General features: G+C 61.7%; 20 protein-coding genes. 12 read left to right on the top strand and 8 right to left on the bottom strand.

Features of this window, described 5'->3' with window-relative positions; translation table 11 throughout:
* Positions 1-278: 278 nt before the first annotated feature.
* Together U3648_RS16140 and U3648_RS16135 are read left to right on the top strand one after the other, a co-directional pair.
* Positions 279-818, top strand: coding sequence for a flagellar hook-length control protein FliK (locus U3648_RS16140; protein WP_420860262.1), 540 nt, complete (start codon positions 279-281; stop codon positions 816-818).
* A 10-nt stretch (positions 819-828) separates the two neighbouring features.
* A complete protein-coding gene (locus U3648_RS16135) occupies positions 829-1494 on the top strand; it encodes a flagellar hook capping FlgD N-terminal domain-containing protein (protein ID WP_420860261.1) in 666 nt (221 codons plus the stop codon).
* On the opposite strand, the gene ubiB is transcribed toward U3648_RS16135, so the two are convergent.
* Together ubiB and ubiE are read right to left on the bottom strand one after the other, a co-directional pair.
* Entirely contained in the window at positions 1491-3029 is a 1539-nt protein-coding gene (gene ubiB, locus U3648_RS16130) for a 2-polyprenylphenol 6-hydroxylase (protein ID WP_420860260.1), read from the bottom strand. The genes U3648_RS16135 and ubiB overlap by 4 nt on opposite strands.
* A gap of 1 nt (position 3030) precedes the next feature.
* Positions 3031-3783 (bottom strand): bifunctional demethylmenaquinone methyltransferase/2-methoxy-6-polyprenyl-1,4-benzoquinol methylase UbiE, encoded by a 753-nt coding sequence (ubiE, locus tag U3648_RS16125; protein WP_420860259.1) that lies wholly within the window; start codon positions 3781-3783, stop codon positions 3031-3033.
* Positions 3784-3867: 84 nt separating this feature from the next.
* Between ubiE and mutM the strand changes: the two genes are divergently transcribed.
* On the top strand, positions 3868-4734 hold the full coding sequence (gene mutM, locus U3648_RS16120; protein WP_420860258.1) for a bifunctional DNA-formamidopyrimidine glycosylase/DNA-(apurinic or apyrimidinic site) lyase: 867 nt from the start codon (positions 3868-3870) through the stop codon (positions 4732-4734).
* A gap of 63 nt (positions 4735-4797) precedes the next feature.
* Positions 4798-5574 (top strand): enoyl-CoA hydratase, encoded by a 777-nt coding sequence (locus U3648_RS16115; protein ID WP_420860257.1) that lies wholly within the window; start codon positions 4798-4800, stop codon positions 5572-5574.
* On the opposite strand, the gene U3648_RS16110 is transcribed toward U3648_RS16115, so the two are convergent.
* Genes U3648_RS16110 through U3648_RS16100 form a run of 3 tightly spaced genes read right to left on the bottom strand, consistent with a single transcriptional unit; the run spans position 5571 to position 8498 of the window.
* The gene (locus U3648_RS16110; protein WP_420860256.1) at positions 5571-6308 is read right to left on the bottom strand and encodes a maleate cis-trans isomerase family protein; all 738 of its coding nucleotides are present in this window, start codon (positions 6306-6308) and stop codon (positions 5571-5573) included. The genes U3648_RS16115 and U3648_RS16110 overlap by 4 nt on opposite strands.
* Before the next feature lies 1 nt (position 6309).
* Entirely contained in the window at positions 6310-7446 is a 1137-nt protein-coding gene (locus U3648_RS16105; RefSeq protein ID WP_420860255.1) for a M24 family metallopeptidase, read from the bottom strand.
* Positions 7447-7448: 2 nt separating this feature from the next.
* A complete protein-coding gene (locus tag U3648_RS16100; protein ID WP_420860254.1) occupies positions 7449-8498 on the bottom strand; it encodes a pyridoxal-phosphate dependent enzyme in 1050 nt (349 codons plus the stop codon).
* 199 nt (positions 8499-8697) lie between these two features.
* Between U3648_RS16100 and rpsT the strand changes: the two genes are divergently transcribed.
* The 7 genes from rpsT to gyrB all read left to right on the top strand — a co-directional run bounded on the left by rpsT (position 8698) and on the right by gyrB (position 16916).
* Positions 8698-8961 (top strand): 30S ribosomal protein S20, encoded by a 264-nt coding sequence (rpsT, locus tag U3648_RS16095; RefSeq protein WP_420860253.1) that lies wholly within the window; start codon positions 8698-8700, stop codon positions 8959-8961.
* Between the two features lie 546 nt (positions 8962-9507).
* Positions 9508-10854 (top strand): chromosomal replication initiator protein DnaA, encoded by a 1347-nt coding sequence (dnaA, locus tag U3648_RS16090; protein ID WP_420860252.1) that lies wholly within the window; start codon positions 9508-9510, stop codon positions 10852-10854.
* 110 nt (positions 10855-10964) lie between these two features.
* Complete coding sequence (gene dnaN, locus U3648_RS16085; RefSeq protein ID WP_420860251.1) at positions 10965-12083, top strand: DNA polymerase III subunit beta; 1119 nt, start codon at positions 10965-10967, stop codon at positions 12081-12083.
* 51 nt (positions 12084-12134) lie between these two features.
* On the top strand, positions 12135-13244 hold the full coding sequence (recF, locus tag U3648_RS16080; protein WP_420860250.1) for a DNA replication/repair protein RecF: 1110 nt from the start codon (positions 12135-12137) through the stop codon (positions 13242-13244).
* Entirely contained in the window at positions 13241-13789 is a 549-nt protein-coding gene (locus U3648_RS16075; protein WP_420860249.1) for a GNAT family N-acetyltransferase, read from the top strand. Before recF ends, U3648_RS16075 begins: the two co-directional genes overlap by 4 nt.
* Positions 13790-13798: 9 nt before the next feature.
* Positions 13799-14419 carry a LysE family translocator gene (locus U3648_RS16070; protein ID WP_420860248.1) on the top strand — a complete coding sequence of 207 codons (621 nt, stop codon included), beginning with the start codon at positions 13799-13801 and terminating at the stop codon, positions 14417-14419.
* A gap of 79 nt (positions 14420-14498) precedes the next feature.
* Positions 14499-16916, top strand: coding sequence for a DNA topoisomerase (ATP-hydrolyzing) subunit B (gene gyrB, locus U3648_RS16065; RefSeq protein WP_420860247.1), 2418 nt, complete (start codon positions 14499-14501; stop codon positions 16914-16916).
* 20 nt (positions 16917-16936) lie between these two features.
* Here the strand turns inward: gyrB and U3648_RS16060 are convergent, their stop codons facing one another.
* Positions 16937-17965: an AbrB family transcriptional regulator gene (locus U3648_RS16060; RefSeq protein WP_420860246.1), complete on the bottom strand. Its 1029-nt coding sequence runs from the start codon at positions 17963-17965 to the stop codon at positions 16937-16939.
* Complete coding sequence (gene trhO / locus U3648_RS16055; protein ID WP_420860245.1) at positions 17962-18873, bottom strand: oxygen-dependent tRNA uridine(34) hydroxylase TrhO; 912 nt, start codon at positions 18871-18873, stop codon at positions 17962-17964. Before trhO ends, U3648_RS16060 begins: the two co-directional genes overlap by 4 nt.
* A 99-nt stretch (positions 18874-18972) precedes the next feature.
* Here trhO and pncA point away from each other — a divergent pair, with 99 nt between their 5' ends.
* On the top strand, positions 18973-19566 hold the full coding sequence (gene pncA / locus U3648_RS16050; protein ID WP_420860244.1) for a bifunctional nicotinamidase/pyrazinamidase: 594 nt from the start codon (positions 18973-18975) through the stop codon (positions 19564-19566).
* 114 nt (positions 19567-19680) lie between these two features.
* Here the strand turns inward: pncA and U3648_RS16045 are convergent, their stop codons facing one another.
* Positions 19681-20343, bottom strand: a complete 663-nt coding sequence (locus U3648_RS16045; RefSeq protein WP_420860243.1) for a hypothetical protein — start codon at positions 20341-20343, stop codon at positions 19681-19683.
* Positions 20344-20580 lie beyond the last annotated feature (237 nt).

Raw genomic sequence — 20580 nt, 5'->3', positions numbered from 1 at the left:
TTCCCAGCCATCGCTGATCCTCCAATTTGCGGGACAAACTATCCCAGTTGGTGGACCACTTTCAGGGGGCTATTCCACCCGTCAACCTGATTCCGGCGGCGCGGGCCCTGTCGGGCCGGGCGGACGCCCCGAATACCGAAGCCGGTTTTGGCGCCGATCAACCCCGCGAGAGAGCGCCGCTCCCGAACCAGCCTGCCCCGTCAGCGGCGATACCGGGGGCTGAACCGCAGATATCCGGACGAAATCCGGCAAGCGACCATCCTGCTGCCGTTGCCGCTATGAACCCGCTTCTGTCCATATCAGAGGTGGCGCTTGAGTCTCGTGATGAGGCATTGTTTTCGACCGTCTCCGAAATCCAGGGTCCTTCGGCTAGTCGTCATGGCGCGATGCACATTGCGCCAACCCATGTGAGCGGCGGAGCCGAAATGGCAAGACAAGTCGCGAGCCAGATCGCCGTTGCGGCACAAGCGGATGGAAGCACCGAGATCGCGCTGGACCCCGAGGAGTTGGGACGGGTCCGGCTACGGTTGACGGGCACCGAAACGGCGATGTCGGTTCTCATCATCGCGGAACGACCTGAAACCGCCGAATTGATGCGGAGGCACGTAGACGCACTCGCGCAGGAGTTCCGGGACATCGGTTACTCTGATCTTCAGTTCCAGTTCGAAAGTGGAACGAGCGATCAGCAGGATTCAGGTGAGAGTGAGTCGGCCGCGCGGTTGCCGGTTCAAGGCGAGTTGAGAGAAGAGCCCGCGCCACTGGCTCCGGTGCCGACTGGTCGGCCCGACGGCACAAGCGGACTCGACCTCAGGCTGTAGGAGTAAAGACATGGAAATCGCGAATTCGACAGCGTCACAAACCGTCAAGGCGCAAGATCAGGCCGGATCGGCGAGTGTCATTTCGTCCGATTTTGAAACCTTTCTGAAGATGCTGACCGCGCAGATGGAAAACCAGGATCCGCTGAATCCGATGGATTCTGCTGACTACGCGGTCCAGTTGGCAACCTTTTCCAGCGTGGAGCAGCAGGTGCTGACCAATGACCTGCTGCAGGCCATGGCCCTTCAACTTGGAAGTAGCGGGATGGCGGAAATGGCGGCCTGGGTCGGCAAGGAGGCGCGCGCGGTGGCACCCGCATTCTTCGATGGGTCGCCGGTGACGGTTGCGCCGAACCCGGCGTCGATTGCCGATACAGTGGAGCTGGTTGTCCGCAACGCCGCCGGGGAAGACGTGCAAACCCTGACGATCCCCGTTTCGGCGGAGCCTGTCGAATGGGCGGGCGTGTCTTCGGATGGCACGCCGTTTCCACCGGGGCTCTATACCTTCGAGGTGCGCAGCATCGCCGGTGGAGAGGTTCTGATGCAGGAGCAAGCAGAGGTGTATTCCACTGTACAGGAGGTCCGCGCCGAGGGGGGTGAAACGATCCTCATGCTGGAAGGCGGCGTTGCCGTTTCCGCCCTGTCCGTGTCGGCCCTGCGTGATCCTGCCTTCTTCTAGCCCGTCGCGAGGAAGGCCAAGGCGGTGACGCCAAGGGTCAGCGCCGCGCCGACCGCGGCCCAGCCGATCCGGCCCGACCAGTCCGGTTCAATCTGTGGCGCAGGTTCCGGGTTCAGCTGTCGGACCAGGGCGGCCTCTGCAAGGTGGGGCAGTTTCGGGCCGAAGCGGGACAGGACGACCAGCGTTCTGCCAAGATCGCGAAGAACCGCGCGCGGCCCGATGCTTTCGGCGATATAGCGTTCGACGATGGGACGGGCGACCTGCCAGATGTTGATGTGCGGATCCATAGACCGGGCGACACCTTCAACGACGACCATGGTGCGTTGCAGCAGGATCAGTTCGGTCCGGGTCTGCATTCCGAAACGTTCAGTGACTTCGAACAGGTAGGCCAGCAAACGGGCCATGGAAATCCGGCTGGCATCCATCCCGAAGATCGGTTCGCCCACCGCGCGCAGCGCCCGCGCGAATTCATCCACGTCCTGATCGGCGGGAACATAGCCCGCCTCGAAATGCACCTCGGCCACGCGGTGGTAGTCGCGCTTGATGAACCCGAACAGGATTTCGGCATACACGCGGCGGGTATATTCGTCGATCCGCCCCATGATCCCGAAATCATAGGCGACGATGTCTCCGTTTGCCGCAACCTTCAGGTTTCCCTGATGCATGTCTGCGTGAAAGAACCCGTCGCGCAGCGCGTGGGACAGAAAGAGTTCAAGAACCCGTGCGCCCAGTTTGGTCCGGTCGTGGCCCGCCGCATCCAGCGCGGCGTTGTCCCCGGCATTGACGCCTTCGACCCAGTCCAAGGTCATGACGCGCCGCGAGGACAAGTCCCAGTTCACGCGCGGGACGGCAAAGCCTTCGTCCTTTTCCGTGTTCGCGGCAAATTCGGATGCGCCAGAGCTTTCCAGCCGCAGGTCCAGCTCTCCGCGCACCACCCCGTCAAAATGTTCGATCACATCCATTGGGCGCAAGCGCCGCGACGAGGGCGACAGTCGCTCGACCATCCCTGCCGCGAAATAGAAGGCGTCAATATCCTTGTAGAAGGCGCGTTCGATCCCCGGGCGAAGAACCTTTACCGCGACTTCGGCCCCGGTGTCCCGTAGGACAGCCTTGTGCACTTGCGCGATCGAGGCCGCGGCGACCGGTTCCGAGAAATCGGAGAACACGGTATCAACCTCGATTCCAAGCTCCTTTGCGACCTCGGCCTTCGCAATGGCGGTCGGGAAAGAGGGAAGCTTGTCCTGCAAGAGCCGCAATTCTGCGGCCATGTCGTCGCCCACGACATCTGGTCGGGTCGACAGGATTTGGCCGAACTTGATATAGGCCGGGCCAAGCGCGGTCAACGCGCGGGTCGCGGGCGGCAGAGACGGATCGCCCCGATACCCGAGCCAGCGGAAGGGCAGGGCCAGCGTCCGGGCGGTGAAGCGCAGCAACGGGCCTGCCTCGAACGCGTCCAAAACGATCTTCATCGCCCCGGCCCGTTCAAGTGTCGCGCCGGTCCGGATCAGCCGCCAGATATTGTGAGGTCCGCGCATGTCAGATTTTCCAGCCGGAATGCAGGCAGGCAATCCCCATCGACAGGTTGCGATACTTTGCGTTTTCGAATCCGGCGATCCGCACCATGTTCAGAAAGGTGTCCTGATCGGGGAACTTGCGGATCGATTCCACAAGGTATTGGTAGCTGTCGCGGTCATTTGCGATGGCCTGCCCCATGCGCGGGATCACGTTGAAGGAATAAAGGTCGTAGGCCTTTTGCATCAGGTCGTTGGGGATCTGGCTGAACTCCAGAACCATGAGGCGACCACCGGGGCGAAGGACGCGAAACGCTTCGTTCAGGGCCTCTTGCGGGCGGGTAACGTTCCGAATCCCGAAACTGATCGTGTAGACATCGAAGGTGTTGTCGGGAAAGGGCAGGGCCATTGCATCGCCCACCACCCAATCAAGACTGTCAGCCATCTGCGCGGCTTCGGCCCGCTTGCGCCCCTCGACCAGCATCGACTCCGTCAGGTCTAGGACGGTGGCATGGCCGTGCCCGGCCCGCCCAAGGAACTTGAACGAGATATCCCCGGTGCCGCCCGCAACGTCGAGAAGCCGTTGCCCCGGCCGCGGAGCCAGCCAATCCATCATCGCGTCTTTCCAGACCCGGTGAATGCCCATCGACATGACATCGTTCATCACATCGTATTTTGACGCGACCGAAGTAAAGACGCCCTGCACACGGCCCGCCTTTTCACCCTCCGGCACGGTCTGGAAACCGAAATGGGTCGTTGTCTTGTCGGTCTGGGTCATCGCACTTGCGGTCCTTCACGCATGCCCCAAGTATAGGCACCGAAAAGGGGCATACACCGGTCCCCGCCCCTAAGGAAGTGCAGCATGCCGGAATTGCCAGAGGTTGAGACGGTCCGTCGCGGGTTGGTCCCCGCGATGGAAGGTCGGGTGATCACAAAGGCGACGGTTAACCGGCCGGATCTGCGCTGGCCGTTCCCCGACCGGATGGCGGAGCGTTTGACAGGTCGTCGGGTCCTGTCGTTGCGCCGCCGGTCCAAATATATCCTTGCCGACCTCGACAGCGACGAGACCCTCTTGATCCATCTCGGCATGTCTGGCCGGATGTTGATTTCCGGGCAAGTACTGGGGGCCTATCACCACGATGTCGGCGTGATCTGCCATCCCGAACCGCAAAAACACGACCACGTCGTCTTTGACATGGACGGCGGCGTGCGGGTGACGTTCAACGATGCCCGCCGCTTTGGCGCGATGGATCTGATGCCGACGACGCAATCGGAGGATCATTGGCTCTTGCGCGATCTTGGGCCGGAACCTTTGGGAAATACCTTCGACGAGGCCTACCTGATCGGGCGGCTGAAGGGGCGAAATACCCCGATCAAGATCGCCCTGCTGGATCAGAGAATCGTTTCGGGGCTTGGCAATATCTATGTCTGCGAGGTGCTGTTTCGCGCGGGAATCAACCCGAAACGGAAGGCCGGGCAGATATCCGCAGCCCGTGTTGCCACGCTCGTCCCGCTCATTCGCGAGGTTCTGACCGAGGCGATTGAGGCGGGGGGATCCTCGCTGCGCGACTACCGGCAGGCTGATGGCGAGTTGGGCTATTTCCAGCATGTTTTCAAAGTCTACGACCGTGAGGGACAGCCCTGCATGACCCCGGACTGCACCGGGACCATCCGTCGATTCGTGCAATCCGGACGCTCAACTTTCGCCTGCCCGCAATGTCAAAGATAGCTTGATCGGCCCGCCGGATTTGCTAGGCATCGGGTTCTGTGGAACGTCAACAGAGGCCCGCAAATGGCATATGAGACCATCATCGTCGAAGTTCAGGACTATATTTCGACCATTACCCTGAACCGTCCCGACGCGTTGAATGCGCTCAATTCCCAGCTGCTGACCGAACTTTGCGATGCGCTGGAAGTGGCCGACCGCAGCGACAAGGTCCGCTGTATCGTGATCACCGGATCGGAAAAGGCCTTTGCCGCCGGGGCCGATATTTCCGAAATGTCCGACAAGAGTTTTGTCGAGATGTATGTGAACAAGTTTTTCGCGGCAGAGGCGGAGCGGTTCAACAATACCCGCAAACCGATCATCGCCGCCGTGTCCGGCTATGCGCTGGGTGGGGGATGCGAACTGGCGATGATGTGCGATTTCATCATCGCGGCGGAAAATGCCAAATTCGGCCAGCCCGAGATCAACCTTGGCGTCATCGCCGGGATCGGCGGCACCCAGCGGCTGCCGCGCTACGTAGGCAAGGCCAAGGCGATGGACATGCATCTGACCGGACGCTTCATGGAAGCAGCCGAGGCAGAACGCAGCGGCCTTGTCAGCCGCGTCGTGCCAGTCAAGAAGCTGAAGGAAGAGGCGCTGGCCGCCGCCGAAAAGATCACCGAAAAGTCGCTGGTCGCGCTGGCCGCGGCGAAAGATGCGGTCAACAGGTCCTACGAGATGCCACTGAGCGAGGGGCTGGCCTACGAACGGGCGCAGTTCTATGCGCTGTTCGCGACCGAGGATCAGAAGGAGGGCATGGCGGCCTTCCTCGAAAAGCGCGAGGCGCAGTTCCGCGACCGCTAGGCGGTCAGCCTGCCAAACCTGCCTGCCATCGAAATCCCCGACAACCGGCACAGGTGCCATCCCAGCACCTGGTTGCTGGACAGGACGGGCACCCCAATCCGGTCCTCGATCTCCTCGATCACGTCCAGGGTCCGCAGGTTCGTGCAGGACATGAACAGCGCGTCAAAGCCGCCCTTGGCCGCCAATGCCTCGGCGGCGGCAATAATGGACTGCGGCGCGATACGCGCGACGGCGTCCTCGCTCTCTTCGTTGAAGCTGCCGAAAACCGGGGTCTCTATCCCGGCCCTGTTGACCGCCGCGCGCAGTGTCGCGCTGACCTCCTCGACATAGGGCGACAGAAAGGCCAGCCGTTTGACCCCCAGATGTTCGCAGGCGCTGATCAGCGCCGACAGCGGCTCGGTCACGGCGGCTGTGCGGCACCCCGCGACGATCATTTCCGCCACCCGCGCGGCCCCGATCACAGACGTGCCCGAGGTGCAGCCGTAGCCGACCGCGTCAAATTCGGCGGGCAGCGGGAACAGGCGCGCCGATCCGGTCAGGTGGCTTTCCATGCGCGCCAGCGTTTCTTCGGTCACTTCCGGCGCGCTTTCCACCCGGCTGACGTAGAAGGCGACCCCGTCAAGCGGCAGCATCCGGCGCATGTCGTGTTCGATGGTTTCGTCCGATTGTAGCGTGACAAGACCGATGGTGGCCCGTGTTCCCAGCTTGTCGGTCAGTTCATAGTCGAAATGCATCTCAGATCTCCGTCAGGGCCGGGCCGGAAAACCGGGAAAGCGGTTCGGCGGCACCATCGCGCACCACGATGTTTTCTTCGTGAACCAGATACTGGCCACCCGGGATCGTCATTCCCGGTTCCAGCGTCAGGACCATGCCCGGTTGCAGGACGGTGTGGTCATCGGGGATCAGCGAGGGCCATTCGGTCAATTGCATCCCCAACCCGTGGCCGTATCGCCCCGCATCGGACCCGCCGGCGCCGCCGGTCAGGATCTTGTCCATCGCATGAAACAGATCAGCGGCGGTCGCGCCGGGGCGGGCCGCTTCATGCGCGGCCTGAGTCGCCTCGATCAGCCGCGCGTGGGTGTCGAGGACCCGTTGGTCGGGTGTCCCGATGCCGAAATTGCGGTCGTAGTCGCAGAAATACCCGTCATGCACCAACCCGGTGTCGAGCATCAGGACATCGCCCGTGGCCAGTGGCGTATCGCTGGCCGGGGAAATCACATCGTCATAGCCCATCGGCCCGGCCCCCCCGGCAAGGTAAGGCACCCAATCCGCGCCTTCCTCAAGACAGGTCATCTGGAACCGGCGAAAGACCTCTGACAGGGGGACGCCGGGGCGGGCGAATTCATGAACCCGCGCAAAGGCTCGCCCGGCGATTTCGCAAGCGGTTCCGATCTTGGCGATCTCCGCATCCGATTTGATCATCCGAAGCGACCGCATGATTCCCTCGTCCGACACAAGGCGAACGGCCTTTGACAGCCGGGTGTAGTCGGCGAGTGGCATCCGCAGGTGGGTCTCATGCCCCATTGGCATTCCGACAGGAGCGTCGCCCGCGATCTCCCCCAACGTCTCGGACAACAGGCTGACCCCGTCGTCCGTCAGATCCGGCGATCGCCAGGTCCGGATGTCCGTGATCCAGGTCCGAGCCATCACCGGCCCTCCGATACTGGGAATCACGGCGATGGGATCGCCCGTGGCAGGGACCACAACAAACCAGGGTCGCGTCGGGCTTTCCCAGAACCTTGTCAGGAAACCTGTGAAATATCGAACCTCCGGCTCTGTGGTCAGCAAAAGGGCAGCGAGCCCATTTTCGGCCATCAGCGTCTGCGCGCGGACCACCCGCGATTTGTATTCGTCCGGACCAAAGCCACGCATGATCAGGCGACCCCTTCGGACATGAAGAACAGCACATTGGACTCCGGCCCGATGCCAACCGCCCGTGCCCCAGCAATGGCCCCGGCCACCCCGGCGATCCCGGATTCAGAACCGGCAAGGCCAGCTTCGGCCATGAGCGGCATGGTGGCCGCCGCTTCCTCCTCGGTGATCGTCACGAAATCATCCGCGTCACGGGCTAGGCCGGTCAGGGCGATCAGGGACGCCTCCTTGCAATCAAGCCGGCCCATCGCGGACACTGGCCCGCTGGTGGTGACAAAGGTTCCGGCCTTGATCGATTCGAACAGTGCAGGCGCGGCCTCTGGCTCGACGACCACGATCCGAGGGGTGCCCCCGAACCGGGCGCGCGCAAGTGCGGCTACGGCGCCAGCAAGGCCACCAACGCCAGCCTGAAGGAAGATGTGGGTCGGCGGCTCGGGGGACTGGTCAAATGCCTCCGCCGCCATCTGAAGATAGCCTTCCATCAAACGATAAGGACGATCCATGTAACCGGGCCATGAACTGTCCGACAGTAGGATATGGCCGTTCGCGTCAGCGGATGCTTTGGCCAAGGCCATGCTTTCTTCGTAGTCTACCCCGGCGCGGACGACCTCTGCCCCCTTTTCGGCCAGACGGGCGGCAAAACTTTCAGGGACCGTTTCGGCGATATGCACGATGGCATTTGCCCCGAAGACCCGCGCCCCGGCGGCAACAGACATCCCATGATTTCCGGCACTTGCGGTGATATAGGTGCGCCCGGTCAGGGCGGTTGTCAGATCCTTTGCCCCGGTTTCAACCGCGTCGCACGCGATAACATAGGCCGCGCCCAGAGCCTTGAAACTGCCAAGGCCCATGCGGCCCCGTTCATCCTTCACCCAGACAGATTTCGCACCAAGGGTCTTGGCGATTTCCCGGGCAGGGACCAAAGGCGTATCCGCGTGGGCAGGGCATTGGCGCAGCAGTGCGGCAGGCGCAGCGGCATCTGTGGACGGAGCGGGCGCCCCCACCGGTACGGACAGCCCTTTACCGCGCATCGGGTTGGATAAGTGTTGCATTAGGGCTCTCCTTTTCTCGGTTTCGACGCGAAGCTAGACCGGAAATCGGTCGAAAGGGCTTCCCAATCCGACATTTTCTGCGTATGAGCGCCGCCATACATGCGTGTGAGGCCCGCCTTGGCCGGAATCAGCCGGTAGAAAACCCGGTCGGGCCACTTGCGCTATTGAACATCAATTGACCCGACGAAGGGAAAGAAACATGGCTAACTCTCCTCAGGCGAAGAAACGCGCCCGCCAGAACGAACGCCGCTTTGCTGTTAACAAAGCCCGCCGTTCGCGCATCCGCACCTACCTGCGCAAAGTCGAAGAAGCGATCGCTTCGGGCGATCAGGCCGCTGCGGCCGCTGCCCTGCGCGCCGCCCAGCCGGAACTGATGCGCGGTGTCACCAAAGGCGTCGTTCACAAGAACACCGCGTCGCGCAAAATGTCGCGCCTGGCGTCCCGCGTGAAGGCGCTCGGCTGATTCCTGCGCTGGACTTGTCAGAAGCTGACACGTCAAGATGACCAAATCAAACGCGCCCTCCGGGGCGCGTTTTTTGTTCTTCCTGCAACAGTGGCTGGCCATTTCTTCAATGGTCACAAAGGGGGGCGGAGATTCTTTTTCGCAAACCTCCGAGTCAAGCGCGTTGTTGTGTTGAACGGGGCTTTGCCGAGTTGCTAGCTTGCCCATGCGATTCACATTGTTCCTGGGGGAACGCGGGTCGGATCAACGCATGAAACCACTGGTGGGGACCAGGGGGAGGGCTTCAGAGCGGCTGTGATCCTGTCGTGCTTGCGCGGCAATTAGGACCTTTAGCGCCTGCGGTTTTGCAGGCTGCGCCGATCCCCTTGACCGATGACCGTATTGGTTTGCCGATACGGAGTCCGAGAGGACACATGATACAGGTCCGCAATGCTGGCCATCGATATTGTCGGTGGCGTCGGCGTTGCATTGTGTCGGGGAAGTGTGGGTGCCGGAAAAGGGCTGCCGTTACAGGCCGGTGACAGTGCGATACGGGACAGGAATATTATGACGAACGAGAAGTGGGGACGGGTTCGCGAAACGCTGCGCGAGGCCATTGGGACCAGCAATTTTTCCAATTGGATCGAACCGCTGGTCTTTTCCGACTTCGACGACGGGATCGTCACCTTCACGGTGCCCACCAGCTTTATCGGCAACTATGTCTCGCAGCATTTTGGCGATCAGATTGTCTACCAGATGAACCAAGCAGGGTCGCAGGTGAAGCGGCTGCGGTTTTCGGTGAATGGTGCGGCGCCGCGTGCCATTCCCGCCCGGCCCGCCGCGAACTCGACCGAACCGGTCGACAACGACAAGCTGCCCGGTTCCCCGCTTGATTCCCGTTTTACCTTCGACACCTTCGTCGTGGGCAAGCCGAACGAGCTGGCCCATGCGGCCGCCCGTCGTGTCGCCGAAGGTGGGCCTGTAACCTTTAACCCGTTGTTCCTTTATGGTGGCGTGGGTCTTGGCAAGACGCACCTGATGCACGCCATTGCCCACGAGCTTCAGTCGCGCCAGCCACATCTGAACGTTCTCTACCTGTCCGCCGAGCAGTTCATGTACCGCTTCATCACCGCGCTGCGCGAACGCAAGATGATGGACTTCAAGCAGATCTTCCGGTCGGTCGATGTGCTGATGGTCGATGACGTGCAGTTCATTGCCGGCAAGGATTCGACCCAAGAGGAATTCTTCCACACCTTCAACGTACTTGTGGATGGCCAAAAGCAGATCATCATCTCTGCGGACCGCGCGCCCGGTGAAATCAAGGATCTGGAAGACCGGATTCGGTCGCGCCTTCAGTGTGGACTCGTCGTTGATCTGCACCCGACCGATTACGAACTGCGTCTGGGCGTCCTGCAAACCAAGGCAGAGCTTTACCGTTCGCAGTATCCGGGTCTGGAAATGGCCGATGGGGTTCTGGAATTCCTCGCCCATCGGATTTCGACCAACGTCCGCGTTTTGGAAGGGGCGCTGACCCGCCTGTTCGCCTTCGCGTCGCTTGTCGGGCGCGAGATCACGCTGGAACTGACGCAGGACTGCCTTGCTGACATCCTCAAGGCGTCGGACCGGAAGGTCACCGTCGAGGAAATTCAGCGCAAGGTGTCGGAACACTTCAACATCCGTCTGTCCGACATGATCGGGCCCAAGCGGCTGCGGACCTATGCCCGCCCGCGCCAGATTGCCATGTATCTGGCCAAGCAGCTGACCAGCCGGTCGCTGCCCGAAATCGGCCGCCGGTTTGGCGGGCGTGACCACACCACGGTCATGCATGGGGTCAAGCGGATCGAAGAGCTTTCGATGAAAGACAGCCAGATCGCGGACGATCTGGAACTGCTGCGCCGCGCGCTCGAAGCTTGACGCTGCCGCGACAGTAAAAGACAGTCAGACAAAAGCACTTGAGCCCGGGCGGAAAACGGATAGGTTTTCCGTCCCGGTCAGGTGACCCCGACGACAGCGGAGCGAGGGAAATGAAATTCAGTATTGAACGCGCGGTACTCCTCAAGGCCGTCGCACAGGCCCAATCGGTCGTGGAACGCCGGAACACGATTCCGATCCTCGCCAACGTCCTGATCGAAGCGGAAGGTGACAGCGTCCAGTTCCGCGCCACCGACCTTGATATCGAGGTCGTTGATCGTGCCCCGGCCAAGGTGGAACGGGCCGGTGCAACCACCGTTGCGGCAGTCACACTGAATGAGATCGTGCGCAAGCTGCCCGATGGTGCCCTTGTCACGCTTGCCGAAGACGGCGCCAGCGGCCGCCTGACGATCGAGGCGGGGCGGTCCAACTTCTCGCTCGCCACGCTGCCCAAGGAAGATTTCCCGGTCATGGCGTCCTCGGACTACCAGACCAACTTCTCGGCCCCGGCGCCGATGCTGCGGCGGTTGTTCGACAAGTCGAAATTCGCGATCTCGACCGAGGAAACCCGTTACTACCTCAACGGCGTCTACATGCATGTGTCAGAGGCCGATGGCGGCAAGGTGCTGCGCTGCGTCGCGACCGATGGTCACCGGCTGGCTCGGATCGATGCAGATCTGCCCGACGGGGCGGACGGGATGCCCGGAGTGATCGTGCCCCGTAAGACTGTCGGCGAACTGCGCAAGCTGCTGGACGACGACGAAGCGCAAATTGCCGTATCTGTATCGGAAACCAAGGTGCGCTTTGCCACGCCCGACATCACCCTGATCTCCAAGGTAATCGACGGGACCTTCCCCGACTATTCGCGCGTCATCCCCACCGGCAACACCCGCCGGTTGGAGGTCGATGCCGCAGAATTCGCAAAGGCCGTGGACCGAGTGGCGACCGTGTCGTCCGAACGGTCCCGCGCGGTTAAACTGAGCCTTGATGAGGATCGCCTGATCCTGTCGGTCAATGCCCCCGATAGCGGCGCGGCAGAAGAAGAATTGGCTGTCGCCTATGGTGACGAGCGGCTGGAGATTGGATTCAACGCCAAATACCTGCTTGAAATCGCCAGCCAGGTGGACCGCGAAAATGCGGTGTTCCTGTTCAATTCTTCGGGCGACCCGACCCTGATGCGCGAAGGCAACGACACCAGCGCGGTCTATGTCGTGATGCCGATGCGCGTCTGACCCCGTGATCGGGTTGGGTGAAATCGATAGCTTTGGCAAGGGCCGCCCATCATGAGCGGCCTTTTCCTTGTCCAACTGACCCTGTCGCACTTTCGGTCGCACAAACGCGCGGCGCTTGATCTGGATGGGCGGCCCGTGGCGATTTACGGGCCGAATGGGGCGGGCAAGACAAACCTGATCGAAGCGGTCTCCATGCTGTCGCCCGGCCGCGGTGTGCGCCGCGCCCAGTCCGAGGATCTGATCCGCAAACAAGAGGCGCTGGGCTGGAAGGTCACCGGGCACCTGCGGTCCCTGCACCAGATGCATGAGATCGAAACCTGGGCCGAACCCGGCACATCGCGGCAGGTACGGATTGATGGCAAGGCCGCGCCACAGGTGGCCTTGGGGCGCATTGGGCGGATGTTGTGGCTCGTACCGTCGATGGACCGTCTCTGGATCGAGGGTGCGGAGGGCCGTCGGCGGTTCCTTGACCGCGCCACCATGAGCTTTGACCCCGGCCATGCCGATGAGGTTCTGACCTACGAAAAGGCCATGCGTGAACGCAACCGCCTACTCAAGGACATGGTGCGCGATCCGCATTGGTACACGGCGCTTGAGATCCAGATGGCCGAGGCCGGTGCGGCGATCCATGCAGGGCGCGTGCAGGCGATTGCGCAATTGATGGAGGGGCAAGAGGACGCTGAAACCAGCTTTCCGATTGCGGATCTGGGCATTGCGCAGTCCGATGACGGGATGATTCCGGAAACGGCGGATGAGTTGAGGCAGGCGCTGGCCGACAGCCGCCCGCGCGATCTGGTCGCCGGGCGCACGTTGATCGGACCACACCGGTCCGACCTTGACGCCGCGTTTCGGGCCAAGGGGGTTCCGGCGCGGGACTGTTCGACCGGAGAACAAAAGGCCCTGCTGATATCATTGATCCTTGCCAATGCGCGGGCGCTGGCCCGCGATTTCGGCGCTCCGCCGATCCTGCTTCTGGACGAGGTCGCGGCCCATCTCGATGCCGCCCGCCGCGCATCGCTCTATGACGAGATTTGCGCGCTTGGTGCGCAGGCCTTCATGACCGGCACCGGGGCCGAGCTTTTTGAAGAGCTAGGAGCGCGCGCGCAGCATGTCGAAGTTCGGGACGACGATGGGCGCAGCGTCGTGGAGCACCTGTCATGACCGGCGCGCGGATCGACCGGATCGAGGAATTGCGGCTATCGACGGGGGACGAGGCGGAGATCGCCGCACTGCTGGCGCGGGCCTTTGGCGACTCCGATTTCGGGGGGCGCAGCTTCCATCAACAGCGCCATCACCTGCGGCTTGTCCTGCGTGATCCGCAGATTATTGGGCATATGGCCCTGACCTATCGCGCGATCCGGATGGGCGATGCACTTGTCGATATCGTGGGGCTGGCAGAGGTCGCAACCGACCCCGATCGCCGGGGCGAAGGGATTGCGACACGTCTCCTGACCGCCGCCATCGACGAGGCGAGGGTCAGCCGGGCGCAGTTTTTTGTCCTGTTCGGAAGTCGCCCGATCTACGCAGGGCATGGGTTTCGGGAGGCCAAGAACCCGTTTACCTATGTCGAACTTTACGGGGCGCGGACCGGCGATGTGGTCCGGCGTGAAAGGGCGGGCGACCTTGACGACATGATGGTGCTGCCGTTGGGGAATATGGACTGGGACGACACGGTCCATATCGACATGCTGGGCACAAAGTTCTAAGGCGTCGGAATGACAATCGCCCCTGCCGATCTGGCGCTTTACGCGTTCGGGATATTCCTGCTGTTCATAACGCCCGGTCCGGTCTGGGTGGCCCTTGTCGCACGCGCCTTGTCTGGCGGGTTCGGAGCAGCATGGCCGCTGGCACTGGGCGTTGTTGTCGGCGATGTCATCTGGCCGTTCTGCGCCATTCTGGGCGTTAGCTGGATCCTGTCGATCTACGGCGACTTCCTGTCGCTGATGAAATGGGTTGCCTGTGTCACCTTCATCGTCATGGGCTGGCTGGTGATCCGCTCCGCTGGGGAGCCATTGGGCAAGAACGGGCGCCTGACCCGTCCGGGACGATGGGCCGGTTTCGCTGCGGGCCTTGCGGTAATCGCGGGCAATCCAAAGGCGATCCTGTTTTACATGGGGATGCTTCCAGGCTTCTTCGATCTGACCCGTCTGACGGGCTGGGATATCGCCGCGATCTGCGCGGTGTCCTGCGTCGTGCCGCTGGTCGGAAACCTGTCACTGGCCCTGTTCGTGGATCGTGGTCGGCGGCTTTTGAAGTCTCCAACGGCGCTGTATCGGATGAATATGACGGCGGGGATTTTGCTGATCGGCGTGGGTCTGATTATCCCGCTGATCTGACACAAAATATGGGGGTTTCGCCGTGACATCCCCCGCTCAATTCCCTATATTTTGGCGACAAATACCAAGGTGAGGCGACATGTCCGACAACGAGCAGCAACAGCCTGAATACGGCGCCGATTCCATTAAGGTTCTCAAGGGGTTGGAAGCTGTCCGCAAACGCCCGGGCATGTATATCGGCGACACCGACGATGGGTCGGGTCTGCACCACATGGTCTATGAAGTCGTGGACAACGGAATTGACGAGGCGCTGGCCGGTCATGCCGACTATGTCCATGTAAAGATCCACGCGGATTCCAGCGTATCGGTGCGCGACAACGGGCGCGGGATCCCCGTCGACATGCACAAGGAAGAGGGCGTTTCTGCGGCAGAGGTCATCATGACCCAGCTGCACGCGGGAGGGAAATTCGACAGCAACTCCTACAAGGTTTCGGGCGGCCTTCACGGCGTGGGCGTGTCGGTGGTGAACGCACTCTCTGTCTGGCTGGAACTGCGCGTCTGGCGCAATGGCAGAGAACATTACGCCAAGTTTGAACATGGCGACACGACGGAACATCTGCGCGTAGTCGGGGATGCGAATGGTGAAACCGGGACCGAGGTGCGATTCCTTGCCTCGACCGGTACATTTTCGAACCTCGAATATTCGTTCGAGACGCTGGAAAAGCGCCTGCGCGAACTGGCGTTCCTGAATTCCGGTGTGCGGATCATCCTTGAAGACGAACGCCCCGCCGAGGCCCTAAAGACCGAGCTGTTCTACGAAGGCGGCGTCAAGGAATTCGTCAAGTATCTGGACCGGTCGAAGACTTCGATCATGTCAGAGCCGATCCATATGAGCGGCGAACGTGACGATATCGGGGTCGAGGTCGCGATGTGGTGGAACGACACCTACCACGAAACGGTTCTGCCGTTCACGAACAACATCCCGCAGCGCGACGGGGGCACGCATATGGCGGGCTTCCGCGCGGCGTTGACCCGGACCATTTCGAAATATGCGCAGGACAGCGGCATCGCGAAGAAAGAGAAGGTCAATTTTACCGGCGATGATGCCCGCGAAGGCCTGACCTGCGTACTGTCGGTCAAGGTGCCCGACCCGAAGTTCTCCAGCCAGACCAAGGACAAGCTTGTGTCGTCCGAGGTGCGCCCGGCGGTGGAAAACCTTGTGGGCGAAAAGCTGTCGGAGTGGTTCGAGGAAAATCCGAACGAGGCCAAGCAGATCGTCGGCAAGATCATCGAGGCCGCATTGGCCCGCGAAGCCGCCCGGAAGGCACGCGAATTGACCCGCCGTAAGACGGCGATGGACGTGAATTTCCTTGCGGGCAAGCTGAAGGATTGTTCGGAAAAAGACCCGTCAAAGACCGAAGTCTTCCTTGTCGAGGGGGACAGCGCCGGCGGCTCTGCCCAGACCGGGCGGGACAGGCGGACGCAGGCGGTCTTGCCCCTGCGCGGCAAGATCCTGAACGTTGAACGCGCCCGGTTCGACAAGATGCTGTCCAGCCAGGAAATTGGCAACCTTGTCATGGCGCTGGGCACCGGCATCGGACGCGACGAATTCAACATCGAGAAGCTGCGTTACCACAAGATCGTCATCATGACCGACGCCGACGTGGACGGGGCGCACATCCGTACCCTTTTGCTGACCTTCTTCTTCCGGCAGATGCCGGAACTGATCGAAGGGGGCTACCTCTATATCGCGCAACCGCCGCTGTACAAGGTCAGCCGTGGCAAGTCCGAAGTCTATTTGAAGGACCAGACCGCGCTTGAGGACTACTTGATTGATCAGGGCGTTGACGGCGCGGTGTTGCGTCTTGGTTCCGGGTCCGAAATGGCGGGTGCGGACCTGCGCCGTGTCGTGGACGAGGCACGCAGCCTCAAGCGGATGCTGGATGCCTTCCCGACCCATTATCCCCGGCACATCCTCGAACAGGCGGCGATTGCCGGGGCCTTCGTGCCGGGCGCAGTCGATGCCGACCTTCAGGGCGTGGCCGACAAGGTCGCCCGGCGGCTTGACCTGATCGCGCTGGAATACGAACGGGGCTGGACCGGCCGGATCACTCAGGATCATGGTATCCGTTTGGCCCGTATCCTGCGCGGCGTGGAAGAGGTGCGCACGCTGGACGGTCCGATGCTGCGGTCAGGCGAGGCGCGCCGCACCGGCAGCTTCACCAAGTCCCTGCAAGAGGTCTATGACCTGCCTGCCACCCTCGTCCGGAAAGACCGCAGTCAGCTGATCTATGGCCCCCTCGACCTGCTTCAGGCGATCCTTGAAGAAGGGGAACGGGGCCTGTCGCTGCAACGCTACAAGGGTCTGGGCGAGATGAACCCGGAGCAGTTGTGGGAAACTACGCTGGACCCCGACGCGCGGACCCTGTTGCAGGTCAAGATCGACGATGTGGCCGAGGCGGATGATCTGTTCACCAAGCTGATGGGCGATGTTGTCGAGCCGCGCCGCGAGTTCATCCAGCAAAATGCGCTGAGCGTCGAACACCTCGATTTCTGATCCGGAATCCGGCGCGGGGTCTACCTGCGCCGGAACACCATTGGCGCTGCGACGATCACGATCAGGATGCGCAACAGGTGCATGATCGAAACATAGGCGACGTCCTGCCCCATCGCGAGCGCCAAGAGCGACATTTCCGTCAGGCCGCCGGGGCTATAGGCAAGGAACACCTGTGAAACGGGCGTTTCGGTCAGGGTCGCGGTGACAAAGGCGAACCCGACCGCTACCAGCAACATCGCCGAGGACGACCAAAGCCCCAACCAGATATCGCGACCGATTTCCCGGGCGGATGCGCCCAGGAACCGACAGCCGATCACCGTTCCCAGAACGATCTGTGCGGCGATGACCAGTAGCGATGGCGGCGCGACCTCGACCAGATACAACAGATGCGCGATCCCGCTAAGGAGCATTGGGCCCAACATGACGGGTGCGGGCAGTCGAAGAAACCGACCGACGGGAATGCCGACAAGTGCGCAGCCGCCGAGCCACGCCCAATCCTGTGGCGACAATGTGGACAGAGCGACCCAACCTCGTGCCGCACCGCTGGACGACCGGACATCCAGCACCAGACCGTAGAACAGCCCGACAAAGCTGATCACGACAAGGATGCGGCTGGCGTGGGCCAGGGCGATCCGCTTTTCCACCCCGCCAGAGGCCGCGCCCATGATCAGCATTTCGTTCAACCCACCCGGCATGGCCGAGAAGTAGGCCGTGACCGGGTCATATCCCCCGATCCGGCGATAGACGAGGTAGGACCCAGCCGCTGCGACGGCGAGGAAGGGCAGCATCACCGCCACGGTCAGAGCCCATTCCCCCAACCGGCCAAGGATCTCGGCACTGATCGTCGAGCCAAGCAGCACGCCGATCACCGGGATCACGAAAGGTCGCAGACCGGCAGGTGCCGCGACAGGGGCCTTGAGGATCGACAGCAGGGTATTGGCGATCATCGGCCCCAGCATCCAAGGCAGGGGCATCCCAAGGCGGTTCGCGGTCCAGCCGGCGGCGGCGCCGACCATCAGGGCAAGAACGATCCTCGGGGCGTTTGTCATGCGGACCGGCGGCCAAGGTGGCGTTCACCGCGCGCCTTGGCCAATGCAATCTGCTTCTGCCTTTCGCGGAACCGGACCTTGTCGGCCTCGCTGGTCTGATCGGCGCATTGGTGACAGGACACGCCCTCTTCGAACTCGGGCCGGGTCTTGTCTTCGGGCAGCAGCGGGCGGCGGCAGGCATGGCACAGCTCGTGCGGACCTTCCTTTAGCCCGTGCCCGACCGACACGCGCCCGTCGAATACGAAACACTCTCCGTCCCACAGGCTGTCTTCCTCAGGCACGTCTTCCAGATATTTCAGAATGCCACCCTTGAGGTGGAACACATCTTCGACCCCCTGCGACATGAGGTAGTTGGTGGATTTCTCGCAGCGGATGCCGCCGGTGCAGAACATGGCGATGCGCTTGTTGTGGAACCGGTCCTTGTTCGCCTCCCACCAGGCGGGGAAGTCGCGGAAGCTTTCGGTCTTGGGGTCGATGGCCCCACGGAAGGTGCCGATCCCCACTTCGTAGTCGTTGCGGGTGTCGATCACGGCAACGTCCGGCGCGCTGATCAACGCGTTCCAGTCCTGTGGCGCGACGTAGTGACCCACAGCGGCACGCGGGTCCACGTCGGGCTGACCCATCGTCACGATTTCTTTCTTCAGCCGTACCTTCATCCGGCCAAAGGGTTGATCGGTGGCGGTGCTTTCCTTCCACTCCAGATCGGTGCAACCGGGCAGGGCGCGGACATGGGCAAGGACAGCATCGATTCCCGAACGGCTGCCTGCAATCGTTCCGTTGATCCCTTCGCGCGCCAAAAGCAAAGAACCTGTCACCCCTTCCGCCTCGCACAGGGACAGGAGCGGGCCGCGCAGGGCGGCAGGATCATCAAACGGGGTGAAGTGATAGAGGGCGGCAACGGTATACATGTCCGTTCAATACGCCTGCCCCAAGAGTTGGGCAAGGCGTGTCAGGTTGACCGCCGGACCTGCAATCCCTACCGATAGGGCGACCAGCAGGAGGTAGCCATGGCGCAGGCGCTAATCGTGATCGACGTCCAGAACGACTTTTGCCCCGGCGGTGCACTGGCCGTGCCGGGCGGGGACGAAATCGTGGCGGGGATCAACCGTCTGATGGATCAGTTCGACACGGTCATCCTGACCCAGGATTGGCACCCGGCGGCCCATTCGTCTTTCGCGTCTTCGCATCCGGGCAAGGCGCCGATGGAGCTGACTCAGATGCCTTATGGGCCGCAGGTTCTTTGGCCGGACCACTGCATTCAGGGAACAGCGGGCGCGGCGTTTCACCCGGATCTGCGAACCGACGGAAACCTGATCATCCGCAAAGGGTTCAACCCAGCGATCGACAGCTACTCTGCGTTCTTCGAAAACGACCAGACCACACCTACCGGACTGGACGGATATCTGCGCACGCGAGGCATCGACACTTTGACGATGGTCGGGTTGGCGACGGATTTCTGCGTGAATTATTCGGCCGTCGATGCGGCGCGCCTTGGCTTTGATGTCACGGTCCGGCTGGACCTGTGCCGGGCAATTGATTTGGATGGATCGCTCGAGGCAGCACAAAACGGCATGGTGTCGGCGGGCGTCACCCTGTCCTGAATTGGGCCTCGTCCACCGCCTTGGTCGATTTTACGACCTGCGCAGATGGCTTTCTTCTTGATGATCCATCAACTTTGCTCAGGTATCGCATGGCAATTCAACCGGGCGGATGGACTAGGCCGCTATCTGAAGATCGGGTGGTTTGAACCCATACTCTTCGATTTCGGGGCCGTATCTTTCGCAAATCATCGCTAAGGACTGCGGGGTCAAGAGCCCGTGCCCTTGTTCGTTATCGGCGTCACACCCGGGAGGAAGTGGTTTGGACGGGGCGACCCCGAGATTCTTTAGAAGGGTGCTGATATCGTCGTTCATCCGGTGACAGCATAAGACTTGCGTAATCCTGCCCGCACACCACTGTTCTGCCGACCATGTTCCGAAACGGCGCCAGCGCTGATGGGGCCGCCCGCCTGCGCCTCGACCATCTGGCCGCGTCCGCGCCAGCCAGCTTTCAAACGAGGGGATGCCGACGCCAGACCGCTTTCGCATGCGCCAGATCGGGTCTGTTCGTTCAATCTCTTCATAGACCTCCGGAAGACGTTCAAAGGGGCTGCGCAGGCTCGTAATCCGGCGGTAGTCCCCAAAGTTCAACCCAAGTGCGTCAAAGGTCCATTCCGCCTCGGTCGGGGACATGTGGGTATAGAACGGTCTTTCAGGTATCCTTTGGTCGAAGGCGACAATTGGTTCCTCGTTCCATGGTTCCAGCAGGTCCCGAACCCGACCGGACCCGCAAAACGGGTTGGAAAAATAGATAAAGCGGCGGCTGTGGCAGATGATCATGCCGCATCGTTACCTGTGTCGGGTTAAGCCTTCGTTTCCGGGGGGCGGTCCGCGACGTGGCCGGATATCCGCACATTTTCAACAATCGGACAGTGCCGGTTTGCCGGGACCTGTAAGACTGGTGAAAGGACTCCGAGGCAAAAAGATTTGGCCGGGGGCCGATGGAATAGCCCCCTGAAAGTGGTCCACCAACTGGGATAGTTTGTCCCGCAAATTGGAGGATCAGCGATGGCTGGG

Source organism: Marivivens marinus, from assembly GCF_035969385.1.
Lineage (GTDB): Bacteria > Pseudomonadota > Alphaproteobacteria > Rhodobacterales > Rhodobacteraceae > SELP01.
The sequence above is the reverse complement of the archived record's forward strand: the minus strand, read 5'-3'. Positions and strand labels throughout refer to the sequence as shown.

Excerpts from the sequence above, each read along its gene's own strand:
- U3648_RS16140 (WP_420860262.1), top strand. The coding sequence starts at position 279 with ATGAACCCGCTTCTGTCCATATCAGAGGTGGCGCTTGAGTCTCGTGAT.
- U3648_RS16110 (WP_420860256.1), bottom strand. The coding sequence starts at position 6,308 with ATGCATTTCGACTATGAACTGACCGACAAGCTGGGAACACGGGCCACC.
- U3648_RS16105 (WP_420860255.1), bottom strand. The coding sequence starts at position 7,446 with ATGCGTGGCTTTGGTCCGGACGAATACAAATCGCGGGTGGTCCGCGCG.
- U3648_RS16070 (WP_420860248.1), top strand. The coding sequence starts at position 13,799 with ATGACAATCGCCCCTGCCGATCTGGCGCTTTACGCGTTCGGGATATTC.
- recF (WP_420860250.1), top strand. The coding sequence starts at position 12,135 with ATGAGCGGCCTTTTCCTTGTCCAACTGACCCTGTCGCACTTTCGGTCG.
- U3648_RS16100 (WP_420860254.1), bottom strand. The coding sequence starts at position 8,498 with ATGCAACACTTATCCAACCCGATGCGCGGTAAAGGGCTGTCCGTACCG.
- ubiB (WP_420860260.1), bottom strand. The coding sequence starts at position 3,029 with ATGCGCGGACCTCACAATATCTGGCGGCTGATCCGGACCGGCGCGACA.
- dnaN (WP_420860251.1), top strand. The coding sequence starts at position 10,965 with ATGAAATTCAGTATTGAACGCGCGGTACTCCTCAAGGCCGTCGCACAG.
- dnaA (WP_420860252.1), top strand. The coding sequence starts at position 9,508 with ATGACGAACGAGAAGTGGGGACGGGTTCGCGAAACGCTGCGCGAGGCC.
- U3648_RS16135 (WP_420860261.1), top strand. The coding sequence starts at position 829 with ATGGAAATCGCGAATTCGACAGCGTCACAAACCGTCAAGGCGCAAGAT.
- U3648_RS16075 (WP_420860249.1), top strand. The coding sequence starts at position 13,241 with ATGACCGGCGCGCGGATCGACCGGATCGAGGAATTGCGGCTATCGACG.
- trhO (WP_420860245.1), bottom strand. The coding sequence starts at position 18,873 with ATGTATACCGTTGCCGCCCTCTATCACTTCACCCCGTTTGATGATCCT.
- ubiE (WP_420860259.1), bottom strand. The coding sequence starts at position 3,783 with ATGACCCAGACCGACAAGACAACGACCCATTTCGGTTTCCAGACCGTG.
- U3648_RS16060 (WP_420860246.1), bottom strand. The coding sequence starts at position 17,965 with ATGACAAACGCCCCGAGGATCGTTCTTGCCCTGATGGTCGGCGCCGCC.
- U3648_RS16045 (WP_420860243.1), bottom strand. The coding sequence starts at position 20,343 with ATGATCATCTGCCACAGCCGCCGCTTTATCTATTTTTCCAACCCGTTT.
- mutM (WP_420860258.1), top strand. The coding sequence starts at position 3,868 with ATGCCGGAATTGCCAGAGGTTGAGACGGTCCGTCGCGGGTTGGTCCCC.
- U3648_RS16115 (WP_420860257.1), top strand. The coding sequence starts at position 4,798 with ATGGCATATGAGACCATCATCGTCGAAGTTCAGGACTATATTTCGACC.
- gyrB (WP_420860247.1), top strand. The coding sequence starts at position 14,499 with ATGTCCGACAACGAGCAGCAACAGCCTGAATACGGCGCCGATTCCATT.
- pncA (WP_420860244.1), top strand. The coding sequence starts at position 18,973 with ATGGCGCAGGCGCTAATCGTGATCGACGTCCAGAACGACTTTTGCCCC.
- rpsT (WP_420860253.1), top strand. The coding sequence starts at position 8,698 with ATGGCTAACTCTCCTCAGGCGAAGAAACGCGCCCGCCAGAACGAACGC.